The 18,780-nt window shown below is 72.4% G+C and carries 17 protein-coding genes; 6 read left to right on the top strand and 11 right to left on the bottom strand.

Annotated features, from left to right (window positions below; all coding sequences use genetic code 11):
• Positions 1 to 3: 3 nt before the first annotated feature.
• From ABD330_RS04795 to ABD330_RS04775, 5 genes are all read right to left on the bottom strand, one after another.
• Complete coding sequence (locus ABD330_RS04795) at positions 4 to 708, bottom strand: spermidine synthase family protein (protein ID WP_344461012.1); 705 nt, start codon at positions 706 to 708, stop codon at positions 4 to 6.
• Positions 709 to 791: 83 nt separating this feature from the next.
• Complete coding sequence (locus tag ABD330_RS04790) at positions 792 to 1,862, bottom strand: YeiH family protein (protein ID WP_425555448.1); 1,071 nt, start codon at positions 1,860 to 1,862, stop codon at positions 792 to 794.
• A gap of 7 nt (positions 1,863 to 1,869) precedes the next feature.
• A complete protein-coding gene (locus ABD330_RS04785; protein WP_344461010.1) occupies positions 1,870 to 2,433 on the bottom strand; it encodes a cysteine dioxygenase family protein in 564 nt (187 codons plus the stop codon).
• A 143-nt stretch (positions 2,434 to 2,576) separates the two neighbouring features.
• A complete protein-coding gene (locus tag ABD330_RS04780) occupies positions 2,577 to 3,500 on the bottom strand; it encodes a LysR family transcriptional regulator (RefSeq protein WP_344461008.1) in 924 nt (307 codons plus the stop codon).
• 134 nt (positions 3,501 to 3,634) lie between these two features.
• Positions 3,635 to 3,889, bottom strand: a complete 255-nt coding sequence (locus ABD330_RS04775; RefSeq protein ID WP_344461006.1) for a LapA family protein — start codon at positions 3,887 to 3,889, stop codon at positions 3,635 to 3,637.
• A gap of 327 nt (positions 3,890 to 4,216) precedes the next feature.
• On the opposite strand from ABD330_RS04775, the gene ABD330_RS04770 reads away from it, so the two are divergent.
• Positions 4,217 to 5,071, top strand: a complete 855-nt coding sequence (locus ABD330_RS04770; protein ID WP_344461004.1) for an aldo/keto reductase — start codon at positions 4,217 to 4,219, stop codon at positions 5,069 to 5,071.
• A 129-nt stretch (positions 5,072 to 5,200) separates the two neighbouring features.
• On the opposite strand, the gene ABD330_RS04765 is transcribed toward ABD330_RS04770, so the two are convergent.
• Positions 5,201 to 6,025 (bottom strand): MarR family winged helix-turn-helix transcriptional regulator, encoded by an 825-nt coding sequence (locus ABD330_RS04765; protein ID WP_344461002.1) that lies wholly within the window; start codon positions 6,023 to 6,025, stop codon positions 5,201 to 5,203.
• A 479-nt stretch (positions 6,026 to 6,504) separates the two neighbouring features.
• Between ABD330_RS04765 and fabG the strand changes: the two genes are divergently transcribed.
• The 5 genes from fabG to ABD330_RS04740 all read left to right on the top strand — a co-directional run bounded on the left by fabG (position 6,505) and on the right by ABD330_RS04740 (position 11,544).
• Positions 6,505 to 7,272, top strand: coding sequence for a 3-oxoacyl-ACP reductase FabG (fabG, locus tag ABD330_RS04760; protein ID WP_344461000.1), 768 nt, complete (start codon positions 6,505 to 6,507; stop codon positions 7,270 to 7,272).
• Between the two features lie 356 nt (positions 7,273 to 7,628).
• The gene (locus ABD330_RS04755; RefSeq protein WP_344460998.1) at positions 7,629 to 7,820 is read left to right on the top strand and encodes a hypothetical protein; all 192 of its coding nucleotides are present in this window, start codon (positions 7,629 to 7,631) and stop codon (positions 7,818 to 7,820) included.
• 141 nt (positions 7,821 to 7,961) lie between these two features.
• The gene (locus ABD330_RS04750) at positions 7,962 to 10,250 is read left to right on the top strand and encodes a glycoside hydrolase family 31 protein (RefSeq protein WP_344460996.1); all 2,289 of its coding nucleotides are present in this window, start codon (positions 7,962 to 7,964) and stop codon (positions 10,248 to 10,250) included.
• A 250-nt stretch (positions 10,251 to 10,500) separates the two neighbouring features.
• Positions 10,501 to 11,187 carry a phosphatase PAP2 family protein gene (locus ABD330_RS04745; RefSeq protein WP_344460994.1) on the top strand — a complete coding sequence of 229 codons (687 nt, stop codon included), beginning with the start codon at positions 10,501 to 10,503 and terminating at the stop codon, positions 11,185 to 11,187.
• An 81-nt stretch (positions 11,188 to 11,268) separates the two neighbouring features.
• Complete coding sequence (locus ABD330_RS04740; RefSeq protein WP_344460992.1) at positions 11,269 to 11,544, top strand: DUF6343 family protein; 276 nt, start codon at positions 11,269 to 11,271, stop codon at positions 11,542 to 11,544.
• 30 nt (positions 11,545 to 11,574) lie between these two features.
• Here ABD330_RS04740 and ABD330_RS04735 read toward each other — a convergent pair whose 3' ends face one another.
• The 5 genes from ABD330_RS04735 to shc form a co-directional block, all read right to left on the bottom strand.
• Positions 11,575 to 12,984: an aspartate aminotransferase family protein gene (locus ABD330_RS04735; protein WP_344460990.1), complete on the bottom strand. Its 1,410-nt coding sequence runs from the start codon at positions 12,982 to 12,984 to the stop codon at positions 11,575 to 11,577.
• The gene (gene dxs, locus ABD330_RS04730; RefSeq protein ID WP_344460988.1) at positions 12,974 to 14,884 is read right to left on the bottom strand and encodes a 1-deoxy-D-xylulose-5-phosphate synthase; all 1,911 of its coding nucleotides are present in this window, start codon (positions 14,882 to 14,884) and stop codon (positions 12,974 to 12,976) included. Before dxs ends, ABD330_RS04735 begins: the two co-directional genes overlap by 11 nt.
• Before the next feature lie 184 nt (positions 14,885 to 15,068).
• Positions 15,069 to 16,082, bottom strand: a complete 1,014-nt coding sequence (gene hpnH, locus ABD330_RS04725; RefSeq protein ID WP_344460986.1) for an adenosyl-hopene transferase HpnH — start codon at positions 16,080 to 16,082, stop codon at positions 15,069 to 15,071.
• A gap of 2 nt (positions 16,083 to 16,084) precedes the next feature.
• Positions 16,085 to 16,774 (bottom strand): phosphorylase family protein, encoded by a 690-nt coding sequence (locus ABD330_RS04720; RefSeq protein ID WP_344460984.1) that lies wholly within the window; start codon positions 16,772 to 16,774, stop codon positions 16,085 to 16,087.
• Complete coding sequence (gene shc, locus ABD330_RS04715; RefSeq protein WP_344460982.1) at positions 16,771 to 18,687, bottom strand: squalene--hopene cyclase; 1,917 nt, start codon at positions 18,685 to 18,687, stop codon at positions 16,771 to 16,773. The genes ABD330_RS04720 and shc overlap by 4 nt, the downstream gene beginning before the upstream one ends.
• Positions 18,688 to 18,780: the final 93 nt, after the last annotated feature.

The raw sequence follows: 18,780 nt of genomic DNA, 5'->3' as shown, positions 1-18,780 counted from the left end.
GCGTCAGGCCCGGCGGGCGAGGTGCACCACGTCCGGCACGCCGCGCTGCACCGGGATCTCCAGGGTGCGCACGTCCTGGAAGCCGCCGGCCCGCAGCGCCTGTTCGAACGCGGCGGACGGCTGGGCGCTCCAGACCGCCAGCACCCCGCCGGGCGTCAGGCAGTGCCGTGCGGCGGCCAGCCCGGCCGGGCCGTAGAGACCGGCGTTCGAGTCGGTGACCGTCCAGTCCGGGCCGTTGTCGATGTCCAGGCAGAGTGCGTCGTAGGTCTCGGCACCGGCCGCCAGGTACCCGACCAGGTCGGTGTGCAGGACCGTCACCCGGGGGTCGTCCAGGGCGTGCGCCGAGAAGGCCGCCAGTGGACCGGACCGGTGCCACTCGATGATCGCGCCCTCGCGCTCGGCCACCGCGATCCGGCTCCAGCGCGGCTCGGCGGCGGCGTACGCGAGGGAGAAGCCCACGCCCAGCCCGCCGATCAGCACCGCCGGGCGCTCGGCGGCGAGCCCGTCCAGCGCCGCCTGGACCAGCAGCCGCTCCGAGCGGCCGTCGGCGGTGTCCATCAGGAAGCACCCGTTGGCGATGATCTCGAAGTGCCCGCCGCGCTGCCGCAGCACCAGCTCGCCGTACGGGCCCTGGCGGCGGTCGAGGGTGACGGGCGCGTCGGGCCCGTCGCGGTCGGGCGGTACCTGGTGCGCGGACTGTGCGGTCATCGCGGTCCTTCAGGGAGGCTCCGGTCGTCTGCGAGCCACCCTAGTACACCCCGGCGGACGCCCGCCGTTCCCTTGACGACTCGTCAGGTCGTCAGCAGCACACCCGCGTACGAGACTCCGGCCACCATCACCCAGGAGGCCAGCCCGAGTGCGGCGATCCGGCCGCCGGTACGGGCCAGGGTGGGCAGGTGGACGGCGCTGCCGAGGCCGAACAGGGCGGCGGCGAGCAGGAGTTCCTGGAGACTCTGGGCCTGCGCGAGCACCCCGCCGGACACCGTGAAAAGGCTGCGCAGCACGATCATCGCCAGGAAGCCGGCCACGAACAGCGGTACCAGCGGCGGCCGCTTGCCCACCGTGCCGGACGCGCCCTTGCGCCGGGCGATGGCCAGGCCGACTCCGGCGGTCAGCGGCGCGAGCAGGGTCACCCGCATCAGCTTGACCAGGACCGCCTCGCGCAGCGCCGTCGGGCCGCCGCTCTGCGCGGTGGCCACCACCTGTCCGACGTCGTGCACGCTGGCGCCGACCCAGCGCCCGAAGGCGTCCGGGTCGAGGCCGAGCGGGTGCCGGAGCAGCGGGAGCACGGCGATCGCCAGCGTGCCGCAGAGCGTCACCAGGGCGACGGAGGTGGCGATGTCCTCCTCCTCGCTGCCGGCCGCCTGGCTGACCGCGCCGATCGCCGAGGCGCCGCAGATCGAGTAGCCGGTCGCCACCAGCAGCGGCTGGTCGCCGGGCAGGCCGAGGCGGCGGCCGAGCCAGAGGGTGCCGAAGAAGGTCGCCGTGACCACCACGAGGACCATCCCGACCGTCTGCCAGCCGAGCCCGATCACGTCGTGCAGGCTGAGCTTGAGCCCGAGCAGGACGATCCCGGCCCGCATCAGCCGCTTGCCCGCCAGCGAGAGCCCCGCGCGGGCGGCCCCCCGGACCAGCGGGCGCAGCCCGGGCAGGTGGGCGGCGGCCACCCCGAGCAGCACGGCCGCGGTCAGCCGGGGGACGGCGGGGACCAGCTGGTGCACGCCCCAGGCGGCCGCGACGCCGAGAACGGCCAGCGCCAGCCCTGGCCCGTTGCGGCGGATCCCGGACGGCGAGCTGCGCACGGCGGGCGGGGCGGTGGTGGAACCGCCCGGACGGGCGGCGGTGCGGAGGGTCAGAGCCACGACGTGGTCACCGCTCGTCTGCGGGGAGCTGGTACACCCGGCGGACGCTGCTGCCGAGCCTGGAGACGTCCGCACCGTAGACGTGCAGCGAGATCGCGGTGGAGGTGCCGGAGTTGCGCACCAGGTGGATGTCGCCGGGCGGGGCGAACCCGCAGACCGAGCCCGGCTCGTTGACGAACTCCCCGGTCGCGACCAGCCGGGCGGTCCCGCCGTCGGGGACCAGGCGGTAGCGGACTTCGCTCTCCTGGCCGAGGTGGACGCCGGTGGCGCACCAGGAGAGGTGGTCGTGGATGGACGTCCCCTGCCCGGGCAGCCAGACCAGCGCGACGACGGACAGGCTGCCGTCCTGGTCGGCGTGCAGCAGGTGCTGGCGGTAGCAGTCGGGGTCGCCGACCTGCTGGGCCTCGGTGAGCAGGTCCGCCGACTGCAGGTGCGGCGCGAGCACCTCCCCCACCAGAGCCGCCGTCAGGTCGGGCGCGAGCCCGCGTCCCACCACTGTGCGCAGCTCACCGATCAGGCCGTGCATGCGATCCGTGAGGTCACCGACACCGATCGTCGCGGAATTCGTCATACGAGGAGGGTCGGGCCGCGCCTCCCATCACGTCCAACGACAGTTCTTTCGCGTCTTCCCAACTACAGCTTATGGATGACCACCCCGGGCTCCCCCAGGGGTGCCCGGGCGGTCACGCCACGGCCGCCCGGTACGCGCGGCCGTCAGCACCCGACCCGGGCCGCCGCCGCCGACCGCAGCTCGTCCAGCACCAGCGCGGTGGCCGGTACCCGCAGGTGCTCCCGCAGGACGTACGCGGAGACCTTCCGCCGCAGGTGCGGCTCCACCAGCCGGCCGGTGACCTTGCGGTGGCTCATGAACGAGAGCACCAGGGTCGGCATCAGCGCGATGCCGACGCCCGCGGCGACCAGGCTCTGCACGGCGAGGTTGTCGTCGGTGGTGAAGACGACGTCCGGGGCGAAGCCCTCCTCCGCGCAGACCTGGAGGAAGTTGGCGCGGCAGCGCGGGCAGCCCGCGATCCAGCGCTCCTCGGTGAGGTCCGAGAGCCGTACCGCGTGCCGCCGGGCCAGCGGGTGGCCGACCGGCAGCAGGACGGTGAGCTGGTCCTCCAGCAGCGGGATCTCGACCAGCTCGGGCGGCGTCTGCCCCTCCGCCGCCTGCTGGCCGGGGGCTCCCGGGTAGCCGAAGGCGAGCGCGATGTCGCACTCGCCGCGCAGCAGGCGCTGGACGGACTCGGGCGGCTCGGCCTCCAGCAGTTCGACCCGGACCCCGGGGTGCTCGGCGAGCAGCCGGGCCATCGCCTCGGGGATCAGGGTGGCGTTGGCGCTGGGGAAGGCGCAGATCCGGACCCGTCCGGCGCGCAGCCGGGAGAGCGCGCTGAGCTGCTGCTGGGCGGCGCTGAGGCTGCCGAGGATCACTTCGGCGTGCCGGGCCAGCGCCTCGCCGGCCTCGGTGAGCCGCAGCCCCCGGCCCGCTCTGATGAACAGCGGAACGCCGACGGTGCGTTCCAGCGCCTTCATCTGCTGGGTGATCGCGGGCTGGGTGTAGCCGAGCGCCCGGGCGGCCGCCGAGTACGAGCCCGAGCCGACCACCTCGTGGAAAGTCCGGATGTGGCGTGAATCGAACACCGACGAATCATAAGCAGAAGTTGGGGTGGCGAACTACAGCTCCGCCCGGCCCTTTGGGTTGGCCGGCCGATCAGCCCTCCGGACACCCCGGCCGGCCCGCCGGTCCGGAGCCGCGAAGCCGTGCGAGGGCGGGCCTACCTGCTGCGCCGTCCCTTGAGCAGCCACCCGAGCGCGCCGCCGGCCACCAGGGTCGCCAGCAGGGCGATCCAGAGCGGCGCGGTGACGGTGAACACCCAGAACTGGATCTTCACCTTGTTGAGGTTGGCGAGCAGGAACCAGATCGCCAGGATCACGATGGCGCCGATCGCGATCACCCTGGTGGGGATGCCCCCGATCTCGCTCCTGCGCCTGGTGCCCGGCGATGACGAACCGTCCGAAGTCTTGGTCACTCCGGCAGTCTGCGCCGTGCAGGGCGGCTCCGGCGGCACGCGGGCCCGGCAGTGACCCGGGCGGCGCAGCGGAGTACACCCGTTCGGGTCAGGCCCGGGCGGCTGCCGCCCGGTACCGAGTTGTTGAGCACTGTTCAACAACTGGTCCGCCCGCCGGACCTTCACGGGCCGTCAGCACCGTCGACGTCAGCTGAGGCCGGCACCCGGCCCGGCGGAATTCCACGGGACCCGACCCGGCGAATTCCGCCGGAACGGGAACAAGTCGTCCCGGATCCGGGTTTCTGCTCACCGGCACACCATTGGACGATCCGGAGGGCCTACCTTCTCGTGAGCACCATCCCCAGCATCACCCTGAACAACGGCACCCGGATCCCGCAGCTGGGCTACGGGGTCTGGCAGGTTCCGGACGACGAGGCGGCGGCCGCGGTCCGCGCCGCCATCGAGACCGGCTACCGGAGCATCGACACGGCGGCGATCTACGAGAACGAGGTCGGCACCGGCCAGGCGGTCGCGGCGGCGGGCGTGCCCCGCGAAGAGCTCTACATCACCACCAAGCTCTGGAACTCGGGCACCCGCGACTGGTCGGGCGAGCAGGGCCGGGACGCCGTCCTGCGGGAGTTCGACGCGTCCCTGGCCAAGCTCGGCCTGGACTACGTGGACCTCTACCTGATCCACTGGCCGCGCCCGATGCACGGCAGCTTCCTGAACGTCTGGAAGGCCTTCGAGGAGCTCTACCGCGACGGCCGGGTCAAGTCGGTCGGCGTCTCCAACTTCGGCACCGAGCAGCTGGACACGCTGCTCAAGGAGTCGTCGGTGGTGCCCGTGCTGAACCAGGTCGAGCTGCACCCGCACTTCCCGCAGACCGCGCTGCGCGAGTACCACGCCGCGCACGGCATCGCCACCGAGGCGTGGAGCCCGCTCGGGCAGGGCAAGGAGCTGCTGGCCGAGCCCGCCCTGCTGGAGGTCGCCCGCAAGCACGGACGCACCGTCGCCCAGGTGGTGCTCCGCTGGCACCTGCAGAGCGGCGTGATCGCCATCCCGAAGTCCGTGACGCCGTCCCGGATCAAGGAGAACTTCGAGGTGGGCGGCTTCGAGCTGGACGCCGGGGACCTGGCCGCGATCGCCGCCGTCGAGACCGGCAAGCGCCTCGGGCCGGACCCGCAGGGCTTCGACTGGAACTGATCCGCCCGGACGCACCGAGGGGCCGTCAGCTCGTGCTGACGGCCCCTCGGTGCGTCCGCAGCCCGGTCCGGCGCCGATGGCGCCGGATCCGGCAAATCGTTACTGCGGCTGCGGGCACTCGGCGAATCGTTACAGCCGGGCCGCCTTCGCGAGCAGCGCGAGCGCCGTCTCGTGCTCGTGCTCCTCCAGCGGAGCGAGCAGCAGCTCCTGGACCTCGCGCACTCCGGCGGTCGCCCAGTGCAGCAGGTCCTGACCGGCCGGCGAGAGCGAGAGCAGGTTGCGCCGCCCGTCCGAGGGGTCACGACGGCGGAGCACCAGGCCGCGCCGGACGAGCCGGCTGACCATCTCCGCCATCGTCGCCTTGTCCAGCGAGGCCAGCTCACCGACCGTGCGCTGGTCCGCGCCGGGCTCCGACTCCAGGGCGTCCAGGACGGCGTACTGCGGCGCGGTCAGGTCGGAGCCGACCTTCTCGGACCACAGCTTGGTGTGCACCTGCTGGCTGACCCGGATCAGGTAGCCGATCGCGCGCTGCGCGTCGAGGACCGGCCGGGCGTCGCTCATGACCGCGACAGCCGCAGGCTCCAGCCTCGCTATCTTGGCCATCACCCGGACGATCTCGGTCTGCTCCTCGGGGTTGAGCGGTTCGAAGAGCGTCCGCTGGACGCGGACGACGCCGCCGGTCGCCTCGCGGACGGCCTGTGCGCCGTTCTGCGAGAGGGCCAGCAGCTTGCGACGGCCGTCCGCGGGGTCGCGGCGCCGCAGCACCAGACCTCGTCGGACCAGGCGGGCGACCATCTCCGCCATCGTCGCCTTGTCCAGTGACGCCCGTTCGCCGACCGTGCGCTGGTCCGCGCCCGGTTCGAGGGCGAGCACCAGGAGCACGGCGAACTGCGGAGCCGTCAGCTCGGTTCCCACGTGTTCCGACCACAGGCGGGTGTGTACCTGCTGGGCCACGCGGATGAGGTGACCGGGCGACTGCTGAAGTCGGCCGGGCACGCGGGTCGTCGGGATCTCCCCCAGCACCATGAAATCCGTCCCGATGTCACACCCGGTGTGTGTGGGACACCCGGGCGGGGCAGTAACGGCGAGTGAGCGTCCCGCTGTGAAGGTAGGCGCGCCAGCCGTGCAGCCGGTGGCTGCTGGCGCACACTATACAAACGGTCGAGCCGTACTGGCAGGCGGGGGCCAAGAGTAGACGCCCGTTCGGTGAAGTTGGCATATTTCCGCAATCTGTCGCGGTCACGACGAGTCGGGGCTCCGGCCGGCCCCGGCCGAGCCCCCTCACCCTCTGTCACCTGCGACTCTGCACTCTGGTCCGGAACGCTACCCGCCGGTAGGGTGTCGGCGCAGCGCTCTCAGCACCACCCTTCCGGGTAGGCCGCGATTCAGCGGCGCCTCCGGCCGTCACCCCACCGAGAGAGACGAGTACGAGCATGACCGAGCAGACCACCACCCCCAGGGTCGCGATCGTCACCGGCGGCGCCCGGGGCATCGGCGCCGCCACCGCCCTGCGGCTCGCCGCCGACGGCTACGCGGTCGCGGTGCTGGACCTGGCGGAGTCGGCCGGCCAGGAGACCGTCGACCGGATCACCGCGGCGGGCGGCCGGGCGCTGGCCGTGGGCGCCGACGTCTCCGACGCCGCACAGGTCCAGGCCGCCGTGGAGCGGATCGCCGCCGAGCTCGGCGCGCCCGTCGTCCTGGTCAACAACGCCGGCGTGCTCCGGGACAACCTGCTCTTCAAGATGTCCGAATCGGACTGGGACACCGTGATGGACGTCCACCTCAAGGGCGCCTTCCTGATGACCCGCGCGGTGCAGAAGTACATGGTGGACGCCGGATTCGGCCGTGTCGTCAACATGTCCTCCTCCTCGGCCCAGGGCAACCGGGGCCAGGTCAACTACTCGGCCGCCAAGGCCGGCCTGCAGGGCTTCACCAAGACCCTCGCGATCGAGCTCGGCAAGTTCGGCGTCACCGCCAACGCGGTGGCGCCCGGCTTCATCGCGACGGACATGACGGCCGCCACCGCCGCCCGGATCGGCATGGGCTTCGAGGAGTTCATGCAGGCCGCGGCGACCCAGATCCCGGTCAACCGGGTGGGCCTGCCCGAGGACATCGCCAACACCGTCTCCTTCCTGGCCGGCGAGGGCGCCGGATTCGTCTCCGGCCAGGTCATCTACGTGGCCGGCGGGCCGCTCGACTGATCGCGGGGCGGACGGGCGGCGGTAATCGCCTCTCCTTATTACTTGTCCCCTCCCCACCCGTCCGCCCTCCCGCCGTTCACCTGCGCCGAAGCACCTCCGATCCTCCGACCGGTTTCCGGGGATCCGGGGTGCTTCGGCATGCGGAGGAGCAGTTGCCCGGCTTTTTCAGGTTTAAGAGGATGTAAAGAAAGCATCAACTCCTTGGGGGGGCTTGGGGGGCGGCGGCACGGCCGGCGGCACTCGCGATGCGCGCCGGGCCGCGCGGGTGGAGACTCGGGATGCGGAGGCCTGCCGCGTGGCAGGCTCGGCGACCGTCCGGGCCGGGCCCGGCGGCGCCCGGATCCCGGGAGGCACTGATGAGCGAGCCCAGCGACGTCGATTCCCATCCCACTCCGGACCACCTGCTGCACACAGGTGGCGAGCACCCGGTCGATCCGATCGACCTGGTGATGGCCTCGGGGCGCACCCCGACTCCGGAGCTCATCGAGAAAGCCCGGCAGGATCTCGAAAAGTACGGCGCCGCAGCCGTCGAGCGCCTGATGCCCTGATCAGCCCGCCCGCCCAGCCCTCAGGCCCCGCCTCCGCGCGGGGCCTGACCGCGTTCCGGGGCGGCAGGGGGTGTGGCCAAGCCGCCCGCGCTGCGCTATACCTGCTCATCAGTGTTCATTCTTGCATGATGAGGGGTTGATATGCGCAGTACTTTGCAACACTGGCACGCGCGGTCGGGTTTAGTCGCCCTGACCGCCGCCCTGACCCTGGCCGGCGGCACGCTCTCGCCCGCCCTCGCCGCACCGGCGTCGGCCGCCGCCGCGGTCCACTCCGCGGGGGCGGTCACCGGCTTCAGCGCCGACGGCGCCGTGTACACGGTCTCCGCCGGGGCGGCGAAGGCCCGGATCAGCTTCGTGAGCGACCGGGTCTTCCGGATCGAGCTCTCCCCGAACGGCCCGTTCACCGACCCGGTGGGCTCCGACGTCGTCCTGCCGCAGGGCCCGCCGCCGGCCACCAGGTGGCGCGACGCCGGGAACCGCTACGAGATGTCCACCGGCGCGGTCACCCTGCGGGTCTACAAGTCGGCCCTGCGGTTCGCCCTCTACCGGGCGGACGGGACGAAGGTGTGGGAGGAGTCCGCACCACTCTCCTGGGACGACAAGTCCACCACCCAGACGCTGACCCGGGGCGGCGCCGAGCAGTACTACGGCACCGGCGAGCAGAACGGCTCGTTCTCGCACCGGGACGCGACCGTCCAGGTCGGTGTCGACTACAACTGGGACGAGGGCGGCCACCCCAACTCCGTCCCGTTCTACCTCTCCAGCGCCGGGTACGGGGTCTACCGGAACACCTACGCCCCCGGTACGTACGCCTTCGGCAGCCCGGTGACCACCACCGAGCAGGAGACCCGGTTCGACGCGTACTACTTCACCGGGGCCGCGAACAGCCCCAAGGACATCATCGGCGAGTACACCTCGCTCACCGGGAAGCCGTTCCTGCCGCCGGTCTACGGCCTGGAGATGGGCGACTCGGACTGCTACCTGCACAACGCCAACCGGGGTGAGCGGCACACCCTCGACGCGCTCGGCATCGCCGACGCCTACCGCGCCAACGACATGCCGAACGGCTGGATGCTGGTCAACGACGGCTACGGCTGCGGCTACGAGAACCTGGCGCAGACCGCGCAGGGCCTCCAGCAGCGCAAGATGCAGCTGGGCCTGTGGACCGAGAACGGGCTCGGCCAGCTCGCCGACCAGGTCAAGGCCGGGCAGCGGATCGCCAAACTGGACGTCGCCTGGGTCGGCGACGGCTACAAGTTCGCACTCGACGGCTGCAAGGCCGCCTACCAGGGCATCGAGGACAACAGCGACGCCCGCGGCTTCACCTGGGCCCCCGAGAGCTGGGCCGGCGCGCAGCGCTGCGGGGTGCAGTGGAGCGGCGACCAGTCAGGCAGCTGGGACTACATCCGCTGGCAGATCCCGACCTACGCCGGCTCCACGATGTCCGGCCTGGCGTACAACACCGGCGACGTGGACGGCATCTTCGGCGGCAGCCCGCAGACCTACACCCGCGACCTGCAGTGGAAGTCCTTCCTCCCGACGATCATGTCGATGGACGGCTGGGCCCCCAGTGACAAGCAGCCGTTCCGCTACGGCGAGCCCTACACCTCCATCAACCGCAAGTACCTGCTGCTGAAGGAGTCGCTGCTGCCGTACATGTACAGCTACGCGGCCGAGGCCAACCGGACGGGCGTCGGCCCGGTCCGCCCGCTGGCGCTGGAGTACCCGCAGGACCCGGTGGCGGCCACCGACGCCGCGAAGTACGAGTTCCTCAGCGGCCAGGACTTCCTGGTCGCGCCGGTCTACTCCGACACCTCGGTGCGCGACGGGATCTACCTGCCCAAGGGCACCTGGGTCGACTACTGGACCGGCCGCACCTACCAGGGCCCGACCACCGTCAACGGGTACAGCGCGCCGCTCGACACCCTGCCGCTCTTCGTCAAGGCGGGTGCCACGGTGCCGATGTGGCCCGGCATCAGCTCCTACCTGGACCGTACCGCGGCCTCCCCGCTCGCCTGGGACGTCTACCCGCAGGGGCACAGCAGCTTCAGCCTGTACGAGGACGACGGGGTGACCCGGCAGTCCCGGCAGGGCGCCTTTGCGACCCAGACCGCCGACGTGCACGCACCGGACAGCGGGCCGGGCCGGGTCCGGATCGACGTCTCGGCGAGCGTCGGCGACTTCGCGGGCAAGCAGGCGGCCCGGCCGTACCTCTTCACCGTGCACAGCACCACCGCACCCGGCCGGGTCACCCTCGGCGGGCGGGCGCTGCCCAGGCTGGCGAGCAAGGCGGCCTTCGACGCGGCCGGCGCGGGCTGGTGGTACGACCCGACGGACCGGACGGGGGTCGTCCAGGTGAAGACGGCCGCGCTGAGCACGTCCTCGGCCTTCCAGCTGGTGCTGGACGGCGCGAGCGCGGTCCGCGGCTGAGCCGCTGAGCCGGCGCCCGGTTCCGCGGGCCCCCCACCCCGCGGAACCGGGCGTCCCCGGCCGGGCACCCGCACTCGAACGCGCGGACCCTCACCCAAACGGCGCATCGGAGCGCGCGGGGAGCGCGGCCCCCCGGGAGGGTGACGGGCGCCGCATCCCCAGGGTCCTCGCAGGTCGAGCGGGTACTGTCGAATCCGTGCGAGTTCAGATCCGACCCTCCGAGACCCAGATTGCGCCGTCCCCCGAAGGAGTGACCACCGAGCCCGGGTGGCCACCGCTGAGCCGCCGCCACGTGATGCTGTTCGGCCTCACCGGCCTCGCCTACCTGCTGGTGGTGGCCGCGGTGATCTGCGACACCCCGCTGGTCGACCTGGACTGGTCGCTGCTGCTGTTCCGGCCGTACAAGCGCTGGCCGGAGGTCCAGCCGCTGCTGAACGTCTGGATCCTGGCGGGCCAGCGCGGCCCGTCCGCGATCGTCGCCTGCGCCTGGGTGGCCTGGCGCTCGTACCGGATACGCTCGCTGCGGCCGCTGCTGGTGACGGGCGCGGCCCTGCTGCTGCTGAACGTCACGGTCGGCGGGGTGAAGATCGTCACCGGCCGGCTCGGACCGCACTACGCCCACTACGTCGGCTCGCCCGAGCTCTTCTCCGGCGGTGAGATATTCCCCTCCGGACACACCGCCAACGCGGTGGTGACCTGGGGGGTGCTGGCCTACCTGGCCGTCCGCTGGCGACGCACGGGCACGGTGCTCGCCGCCCTGACGGCCGTCTCGATCGGGCTCACCACCGTCTACCTCGGCACGCACTGGATGTCGGACGTCCTGGCCGGCTGGGCGGCCGGCGCACTGGTGCTGCTGTCACTCCCCCTGGCCGAACCCCTGATCGCCGGCCTCGACCGGCGGATCCGCGCACTCCGGAATCCGCACGCCCCCGAGTGATCCCGCACACCCTTGTCCCCCGGCCGGGCCCCGGACGTAGGCTGGCTGTGAGGGAGCCGACAGGGCGGAGGCGAATCGGCGATGCGGCCGGCGAAGACCCCAAGGACTTGGCGGAGCGGCACCGAGCCGGCCACGGCCCGCAGTGACCTGCGGCTGCGGTTCCTGCTCTCCGTCACCTTCACCCCGCTCTTCGCCCTGATGACGGCGGGCTTCGCGGTCTGGGCCGCGTTCTCGGACGCCGGTTCCGTCCCGACCCGGGGGACGCTGACGGTGTTCGCGGTCCTCTGCGCCGCGCTCACCCTCTTCGCGGTGGTCGACCTCTACGTGGTGGTCCGGCGCCGCCGGACCGAACTCTGACGCCGCCCCAGCCGGTTACCGCCTCCCCCCTCAGCCCTGCCGGTTGCCGGCGACGGCCTGCTTGACCAGGGTGCGGCCGAAGTCCCACATCAGGCCGCTGCCCTTGTGGGCGTCGTCCATCACGTCGGTGAAGGCCTCCATGAAGCGGTCCACCTCGCGTTCGGTGATGATCAGCGGCGGGATCAGCTTGATCACCTCCAGGTGGTCGCCGGAGACCTGGGTGAGGATCCGGTGCCGTTGCAGCAGCGGCACCACCACCATCTGGGCGAACAGGCCCTTGCGTGCGGCCTGCAGGGCCGTCCAGCCGGTCCGCAGCTTCAGTGACTTGGGGCGCCCGAACTCGATCCCGATCATCAGGCCGCGCCCGCGCACGTCCGCCAGCAGCTCGTACCGGTCGAGCAGCGCGGAGAGCCGGTCGCGGAAGAGCTGCCCGACGGTGTGCGAGTTCTCCACGACCTTCTCGTCCCGCATCACCTGGAGCGTGGCGAGCCCGGCGGCCATCGCCTGGGCGTTGGAGCCGAAACTCGCGGAGTGCACCAGCACCCGGTCCATCGAGGAGTAGACCTTCTCGAAGATCCAGCCCTTGCCGAGCGTCGCGCCGATCGGCACGTACCCGCCGGAGAGCGCCTTGGCCGCGCAGACCAGGTCGGGCAGCACGCCCTCCTCGTGCTGGTACGCGAAGAAGTCGCCGGTCCGGCCGATGCCGGTCTGCACCTCGTCGCAGATCAGCAGCGCCTTGTGCTCGTGCAGCAGCTGCTGGGCCGCGAGCAGCCAGCCGGGCGGGGCGGCCTGCACGCCCTTGCCCTGGATCGGCTCCACGATCAGCGCCGCCACGTCGCCCTTCTTCAGCTCGCGGGCGAGCGCGTCGAGGTCGCCGAGCGGGACGGCGGTGTCCGGCAGCAGCGGGTCGAAACCCTTGCGGAAGCCGCTCTCGCCGTTGACCGAGAGCGAACCGGTGGTGAGCCCGTGGAAGGCGTGGTCGCAGTAGAGGACGCGCCTGCGCCCGGTGGCGTAGCGGGCGAACTTGAGCGCGGTCTCGACCGCCTCCGTCCCGCTGTTGCCGAAGAACACCCGGTCCAGCCCGGGGGTGTGCGCGAGCAGCTGCTCGGCGAGCAGGCCGGGCAGCGGCGGGCAGTCGAAGCGGGTGAGGTCCGGGAGGTCGAGCTCCATCACCTGCTCGATCGCGTCCCGGACCACCGGGTGGTGCCGGCCGAGCGCGAAGATGCCGAAGCCGGCCAGCATGTCCAGGTACTCGTGGCCCTCGGCGTCGTAGAAGTACGGGCCCTCGGCGCGCTCGTAGTACTTGTCGAAGCCGATGGTGCGCAGCATCCGGGGCAGCTGCGGGTTGAGGTACCTGGTGTGCAGCTCGTAGCGCTCCGCGCCGCGCTCGGCGATCAGGGCGGCGAGGTCGAGGCGGCGGTCGGTCGGGTCAGCCGGCATGGGTGGGGTCCGCTCCCGGGATCGGTAGGAGTTGCTTGGCGAAGACTGCGGTCTGGGCTGCCACACCGGTGCCGGTGAGGCCGATCTCCTCCAGGATCTCGCCCCGGGAGGCGTGCGCGAGGAACTCCTGCGGGATGCCCAGGTCCCGCAGCGGGACGTCGACGTCGGCGTCCCGCATGGCCTGGGCGATCGCCGCGCCGACGCCGCCGACCCGGCCGTTGTCCTCGACCGTGACGACCAGCCGGTGCGCGGCGGCCAGTCGGACCAGTGCCGGGTCGACGGGCTTGACCCAGCGCGGGTCGGCCACCGTCGCGGTGAATCCCTCGGCGAGCAGCAGGGCGGCGGCGTCCAGGCAGGCGGGCGCCATCGAGCCGACGGCGACCAGCAGGATCTCCGGGGCGGGCCCGGTGCGCTGCAGCACGTCGACGCCGCCGATCCGCTCCAGCGCGGGGACGGCCGGGCCCAGTTCGCCCTTGGGGAAGCGCAGCACCGTCGGGGCGTCGGCCACCGCGACGGCCTCGCGCAGCTGGGCCCGCAGCTGGTCGGCGTCGCGCGGCGCGGCCAGCCTGAGGCCCGGGACGAGTTGCAGCATCGACATGTCCCACATGCCGTTGTGCGAGGCGCCGTCGTTGCCGGTGACGCCCGCGCGGTCGAGCACGAAGGTGACGCCGAGGCGGTGCAGGGCGACGTCCATCAGCACCTGGTCGAAGGCCCGGTTCAGGAAGGTCGCGTAGACCGCGACCACCGGGTGCAGCCCGCCGGTGGCCAGGCCCGCCGCGCTCGCCACGGCGTGCTGCTCGGCGATGCCGACGTCGAAGGTCCGCTCCGGGTACTCCTGCGCGAACTTCGCCAGTCCGACGGGCTGCAGCATCGCGGCGGTGATCGCCACCAGGTCCGGGCGCTCGGCGCCCAGCGCGACCAGCTCACTGCCGAAGACGGACGTCCAGGAGGCGCCGGCCGAGGGCGAGACGGGCAGGCAGGTGTACGGGTCCATGGCGTTCACCGCGTGGAAGCGGTCTGCCTCGTCCTGCTCGGCGGGCCGGTAGCCGCGGCCCTTGACGGTGAGGCAGTGCACGATGACCGGGCCGCCGAAGTTCCGGGCCTGGCGCAGCGCCTGCTCGACGGCGCCGATGTCGTGGCCGTCGATCGGTCCGAGGTACTTGAGGCCCAGGTCCTCGAACAGGCCCTGCGGGGTGAAGGCGTCCTTGAAGCCCTTCTTCGCGCCGTGCAGCGCGTCGAAGATCGGCTGGCCGACCAGCGGCGTGCGCTGGAGCGCGCCCTTGCCGAGGGCGAGGAAGCGCTCGTAGCCCTGGGTGGTGCGCAGGGTGGCGAGGTGGTGCGCCAGGCCGCCGACCGTGCGGGCGTAGCTGCGCTCGTTGTCGTTCACGACGATCACCAGCGGGCGCCGCCGCGCCTCGGCGATGTTGTTCAGCGCCTCCCAGGCGAGGCCGCCGGTGAGCGCGCCGTCGCCGATCACGGCGACGGTGCGGCGGTCGGTGCGGCCGAGCAGCTGGTGGGCCTTGGCCAGGCCGTCGGCGTAGCCGAGGGCGGTGGAGGCGTGCGAGTTCTCGATCAGGTCGTGCACGGACTCGGCCCGGGACGGGTACCCGGAGAGGCCGTCCTTGGCGCGCAGCCGGGAGAAGTCCTGACGGCCGGTGAGCAGCTTGTGCACGTACGCCTGGTGCCCGGTGTCCCAGAGGATCCGGTCGGTCGGCGAGTCGAAGACCCGGTGCAGCGCGATGGTCAGCTCGACGACGCCGAGGTTGGGGCCCAGGTGGCCCCCGGTCCGGGTGACGGCATCGATCAGGAAGTCGCGGATCTCCTCGGCCAGCAGGGGCAGGTCCGCCGGAGCGAGGCTTCTGAGATCGGCGGGCCCCTGGATGGTGGGCAGGAGTGACATGGCTTCACCTCGCGGCTCGGTTCAGAGCGATGACTGTCTGTACTCAGCCTGCGGCCGCGGAGGGCCGCGCGCCTCTTGTGAACCCCCCCCCCGGGGAGCGGGGAACGGCGCGATCGGGGCATGACGTGAGTGCCTGGTTGCGCGCGCAGTTCCCCGCGCCCCTTCGGGGGCGCCGGGAAGGGGCTCAGGTGCCGAGGGTTTCGCGGGCCGCGCGGATGGACTCCTTGAGGGAGCCCATGGTGGCGAGGACGGCGGTCGGCTCGTAGCCGCAGTGCGCCATGCAGTTCGCGCAGCGCGGGTCCTTGCCGCGGCCGTACTTGGCCCAGTCGGTCTTCTCGATCAGTTCGCGGTAGGTGGGGACGTAGCCGTCGGCCATCAGGTAGCAGGGGCGCTGCCAGCCGAACAGCGAGTAGTTGGGGATGCCCCAGGCGGTGCACTCGAAGTCGACCTTGCCCTCCAGGAAGTCCAGGAAGAGCGGGCTGTGGTTGAGGCGCCAGCGGCGCCGGTTGCCGCCGGCAAAGGCCTTCCGGAAGAGCTCCCTGGTCTGTTCGACGCCGAGGAAGTGCTCCTGGTCGGGGGCCTTCTCGTAGGCGTACGCCGGGGAGATCATCATCTCGTCGACCTTCAGGTCGTCGTTGAGGTAGTCGAGCACCTCGATGATGGTCTGCGGGGTGTCGGTGTTGAAGAAGGTGCTGTTGGTGGTGACCCGGAAGCCGCGCCGCTTGGCCTCCTTGATCGCCGCCACCGCCTCGTCGAAGGTGCCCTCCTTGGCCACCGACTCGTCGTGCCGCTCGCGCAGCCCGTCGATGTGCACGGTGAAGGTGAAGTAGGGCGAGGGCGTGAACTTGTCCAGCTTCTTGCGCATCAGCAGCGCGTTGGTGCAGAGGAAGACGTACTTGCGCCGGGCGACCAGCTGGCGGACGATCTCGTCGATCTGCGGGTGCATCAGCGGCTCGCCGCCGGCGATCGAGACCATCGGGGCGCCGGACTCCAGGACCGCGCCGACCGCCTGGGCGACCGGCATCCGCTGCTTGAGCACTCCTGCCGGGTGCTGGATCTTCCCGCAGCCCTCGCAGGCGAGGTTGCAGGCGAACAGCGGTTCCAGCTCGACGATCAGCGGGAACTTGTCCCGCCGCCTGAGCTTCTGCTCCATGAGATAGGTGCCGACCCGAAGGGTCTGGCGCAGCGGCATGGCCATGACTAGCTCGCCTCCTGAGGGAGCGTCGAGGGCTGGGTTTCCTTGGTAGAGGTGGCGGGGACGGGGGTGACGGCGTAGCCGTGCCAGGCGACCAGCGCCGGAACCGCGGCGCGCAGGGCCCGCCAGGCGTGCAGCCCCGCGGGGAGGGTGCCCGGGCGCAGCAGCTCGCGCTCGGGGGTGTCGACCACCACCCGCAGGACGGCGGCGGGCAGGGCGGGCCGGAGTTCGGCCCGGGCGGCGAGCACGGCGGCGGCCTCCATGTCCACGGCCAGCGCGCCCTGGGCGTACAGGGCGCGGCGTTCGAAGCCGCGCACCACGTGGTCGGCGGTGTGGTGCAGGCCCACGTGGGTGGTCAGGCCGCGCGAGCGCAGCGCGGCGGCGAGCGGGGCGGCGGAGTCCAGCGGGTGGTGGCCGCCCTCGCCGTCGCGGACCGCGTCCGCGACGATGACGTCCCCCGGCCGCACCCCGGGGCCGACGGCGGCGCCGAAGCCGGCCACCACCAGGGCGCCGTAGCCGTCCCGGCTCAGCAGGTCGGCCACGCTGCGCCGGGCCCGGGCGCGTCCCATGCCCGTCCGGGCCAGCACCGCCGGGCCGGCCCGGCCGCCCGTCCAGTCCCCGCCGCGCAGGGCCCAGACCTCGGGCCCGAGCGCGCAGACCACCAGCAGCGGGGCCGGCGGCGGTTCGGGCCTCATCGGACGCCCCCGCCCAGCGGGGTCCCGTGCACGTAGCGGCCGAGCGCGGTGACCGGGAAGACCAGCCGGTAGAGGTGGTAGTTGATGGAGAAGTCCCACGGGAATCCCGTCCCGGTGAACTGCGGCTCGTCCCAGGTGCCCTCGGGCAGCTGGGTGGCGGCCAGCCAGCGCACGCCGCGCTCCACCGCCTCGTTGCGCGCGCCGTCCGGGCCTTCGCCCGCCGCCAGCAGGGCCATCAGCGCCCAGGCGGTCTGCGAGGCGGTGGACTCGCCGCGCCCGGACCAGCGGACCGGGTCCTCGTACGAGCGCATGTCCTCGCCCCAGCCGCCGTCCGGGTTCTGCCGGTCCTCCAGCCAGCCGACGGCCCGGCGGATCGCGGGGTGCGCCACCGGCATCCCGGCCGCGACCAGGGCGGGCAGCACGGAGCCGGTGCCGTAGATGTAGTTGGTGCCCCAGCGGCCGAACCAGGATCCGTCGGCCTCCTGGTTCGCCAGCAGCCAGGCCACTCCGCGCCGGGTGCGCGGGTCGTCGGCCCGGCCGACCTCGGCGAGCATCTCGACCACGTGTGCCGTGACGTCCGCCGAGGGCGGGTCCACCACCTCGCCGAAGTCGCAGAACGGGAGCTTGTTGGGCAGGGTGCTGGTGTTGTCGACGTCGAAGGCGCCCCAGGCACCGTTCTTCGACTGCATGCCGAGGTTCCACTCCACCGCGCGGTGAACCGCACCGTCCACTCTGGACTGCTCCGGATGGGTGACGCGGCGCAGGGCGAGCACCACCTCGGCGGTGTCGTCGATGTCGGGGTAGTTGTCGTTCTCGAACTCGAAGGCCCAGCCGCCCGGCGCGAGGCCCGGCCGCTGCACGGCCCAGTCGCCGCTGGTGGTGATCTCCTCGCCGAGCATCCAGTCGACGGCGGAGAGCAGCGCGGGGTGGTCGGCGGGCAGGCCGGCGTCGCGGAGCGCGATGGTGGCGAGGCCGGTGTCCCAGACCGGGGACTGGCAGGCCTCCATCCAGCGGCCGCCGTCCTCGGTGTGCACGGTGAAGCGCTCGAAGGAGGCCAGGCCCGCCTTCATCACCGGGTGGTCCAGGTCGTAGCCGAGCAGCTGGAGGGCGATCAGCGAGTAGACGGCGGGCGGCTGGATCCCGCCCCAGCAGCCGTCCGCCTCCTGCCGGTGGACGATCCACCGGCCGGCCTTGGCCAGCGCCGCCCGGCGCAGCGGGCGGGCGGCGTACCGGTGGTAGACGTGCAGCACCCGGTCCAGCCGGGCGAACAGGCCGTCCCAGGTGGTCGGCGGGGCGAGCGGGCGCTCGGGGTACGGGTCGGCGGGGTCGGTGTGCAGCTCGGTCAGGGCGAACGGCGCGGGCCGGACCGGGCGGTGAGCCGACACCACGGTGAGCGGTACGATGGTCTGCCTGGCCCAGCAGCCGAACGCGTAGATGTTCAGCGGCAGCCACTTGGGCAGGTACATGATCTCCGGCGGCATCTCGGGCAGCCGGTCCCAGGGCCACCAGCCGAACAGGGCCAGCCAGATCCGGGTGAAGACGCGTGCGGCGGCGATGCCGCCCCGGGCGCGGACGAAGGCGGAGGCCGCCCGCATGTGCGGGGCCTCGGGGTCGTCACCGGCGAGTTTCAGCGCGACGTACGCCTCGACGGTGGTGGAGAGTTCGGGCGGGCCGTCGTGGAACGTGGACCAGGTGCCGTCCTCGCGCTGCTGCGAGCGGATCCAGGCGGCGGTGGCCGCCGTCTGCTCCGCCGTCCGGATGCCGAGGAACTGGCGCAGTAAAAGGTCCTCGGCGTCCATGGTGACGTTGGTCTCCAGGTCGCCCTTCCACCATCCGTCGGGGTGCTGGAGTGACAGCAGGTGGTCGGTGGCCCGGTCCAGCGCCTCGGCAGCGGAGAGCTCCTCGGACTGCATCTCACCGGATTGTCGTACCGCAGGTGGTCCGTCAGGCTCCCACCGCCCTGACCCGAACGGCAGATCCGACCGGCCCACCGGCGGCTGACGGCC

This window comes from Kitasatospora kazusensis (assembly GCF_039529945.1).
Taxonomy (GTDB): Bacteria; Actinomycetota; Actinomycetes; order Streptomycetales; family Streptomycetaceae; genus Kitasatospora; species Kitasatospora kazusensis.
Note: the sequence above shows the minus strand (reverse complement) of the source record. Positions and strands in the feature narration are given on the sequence as shown.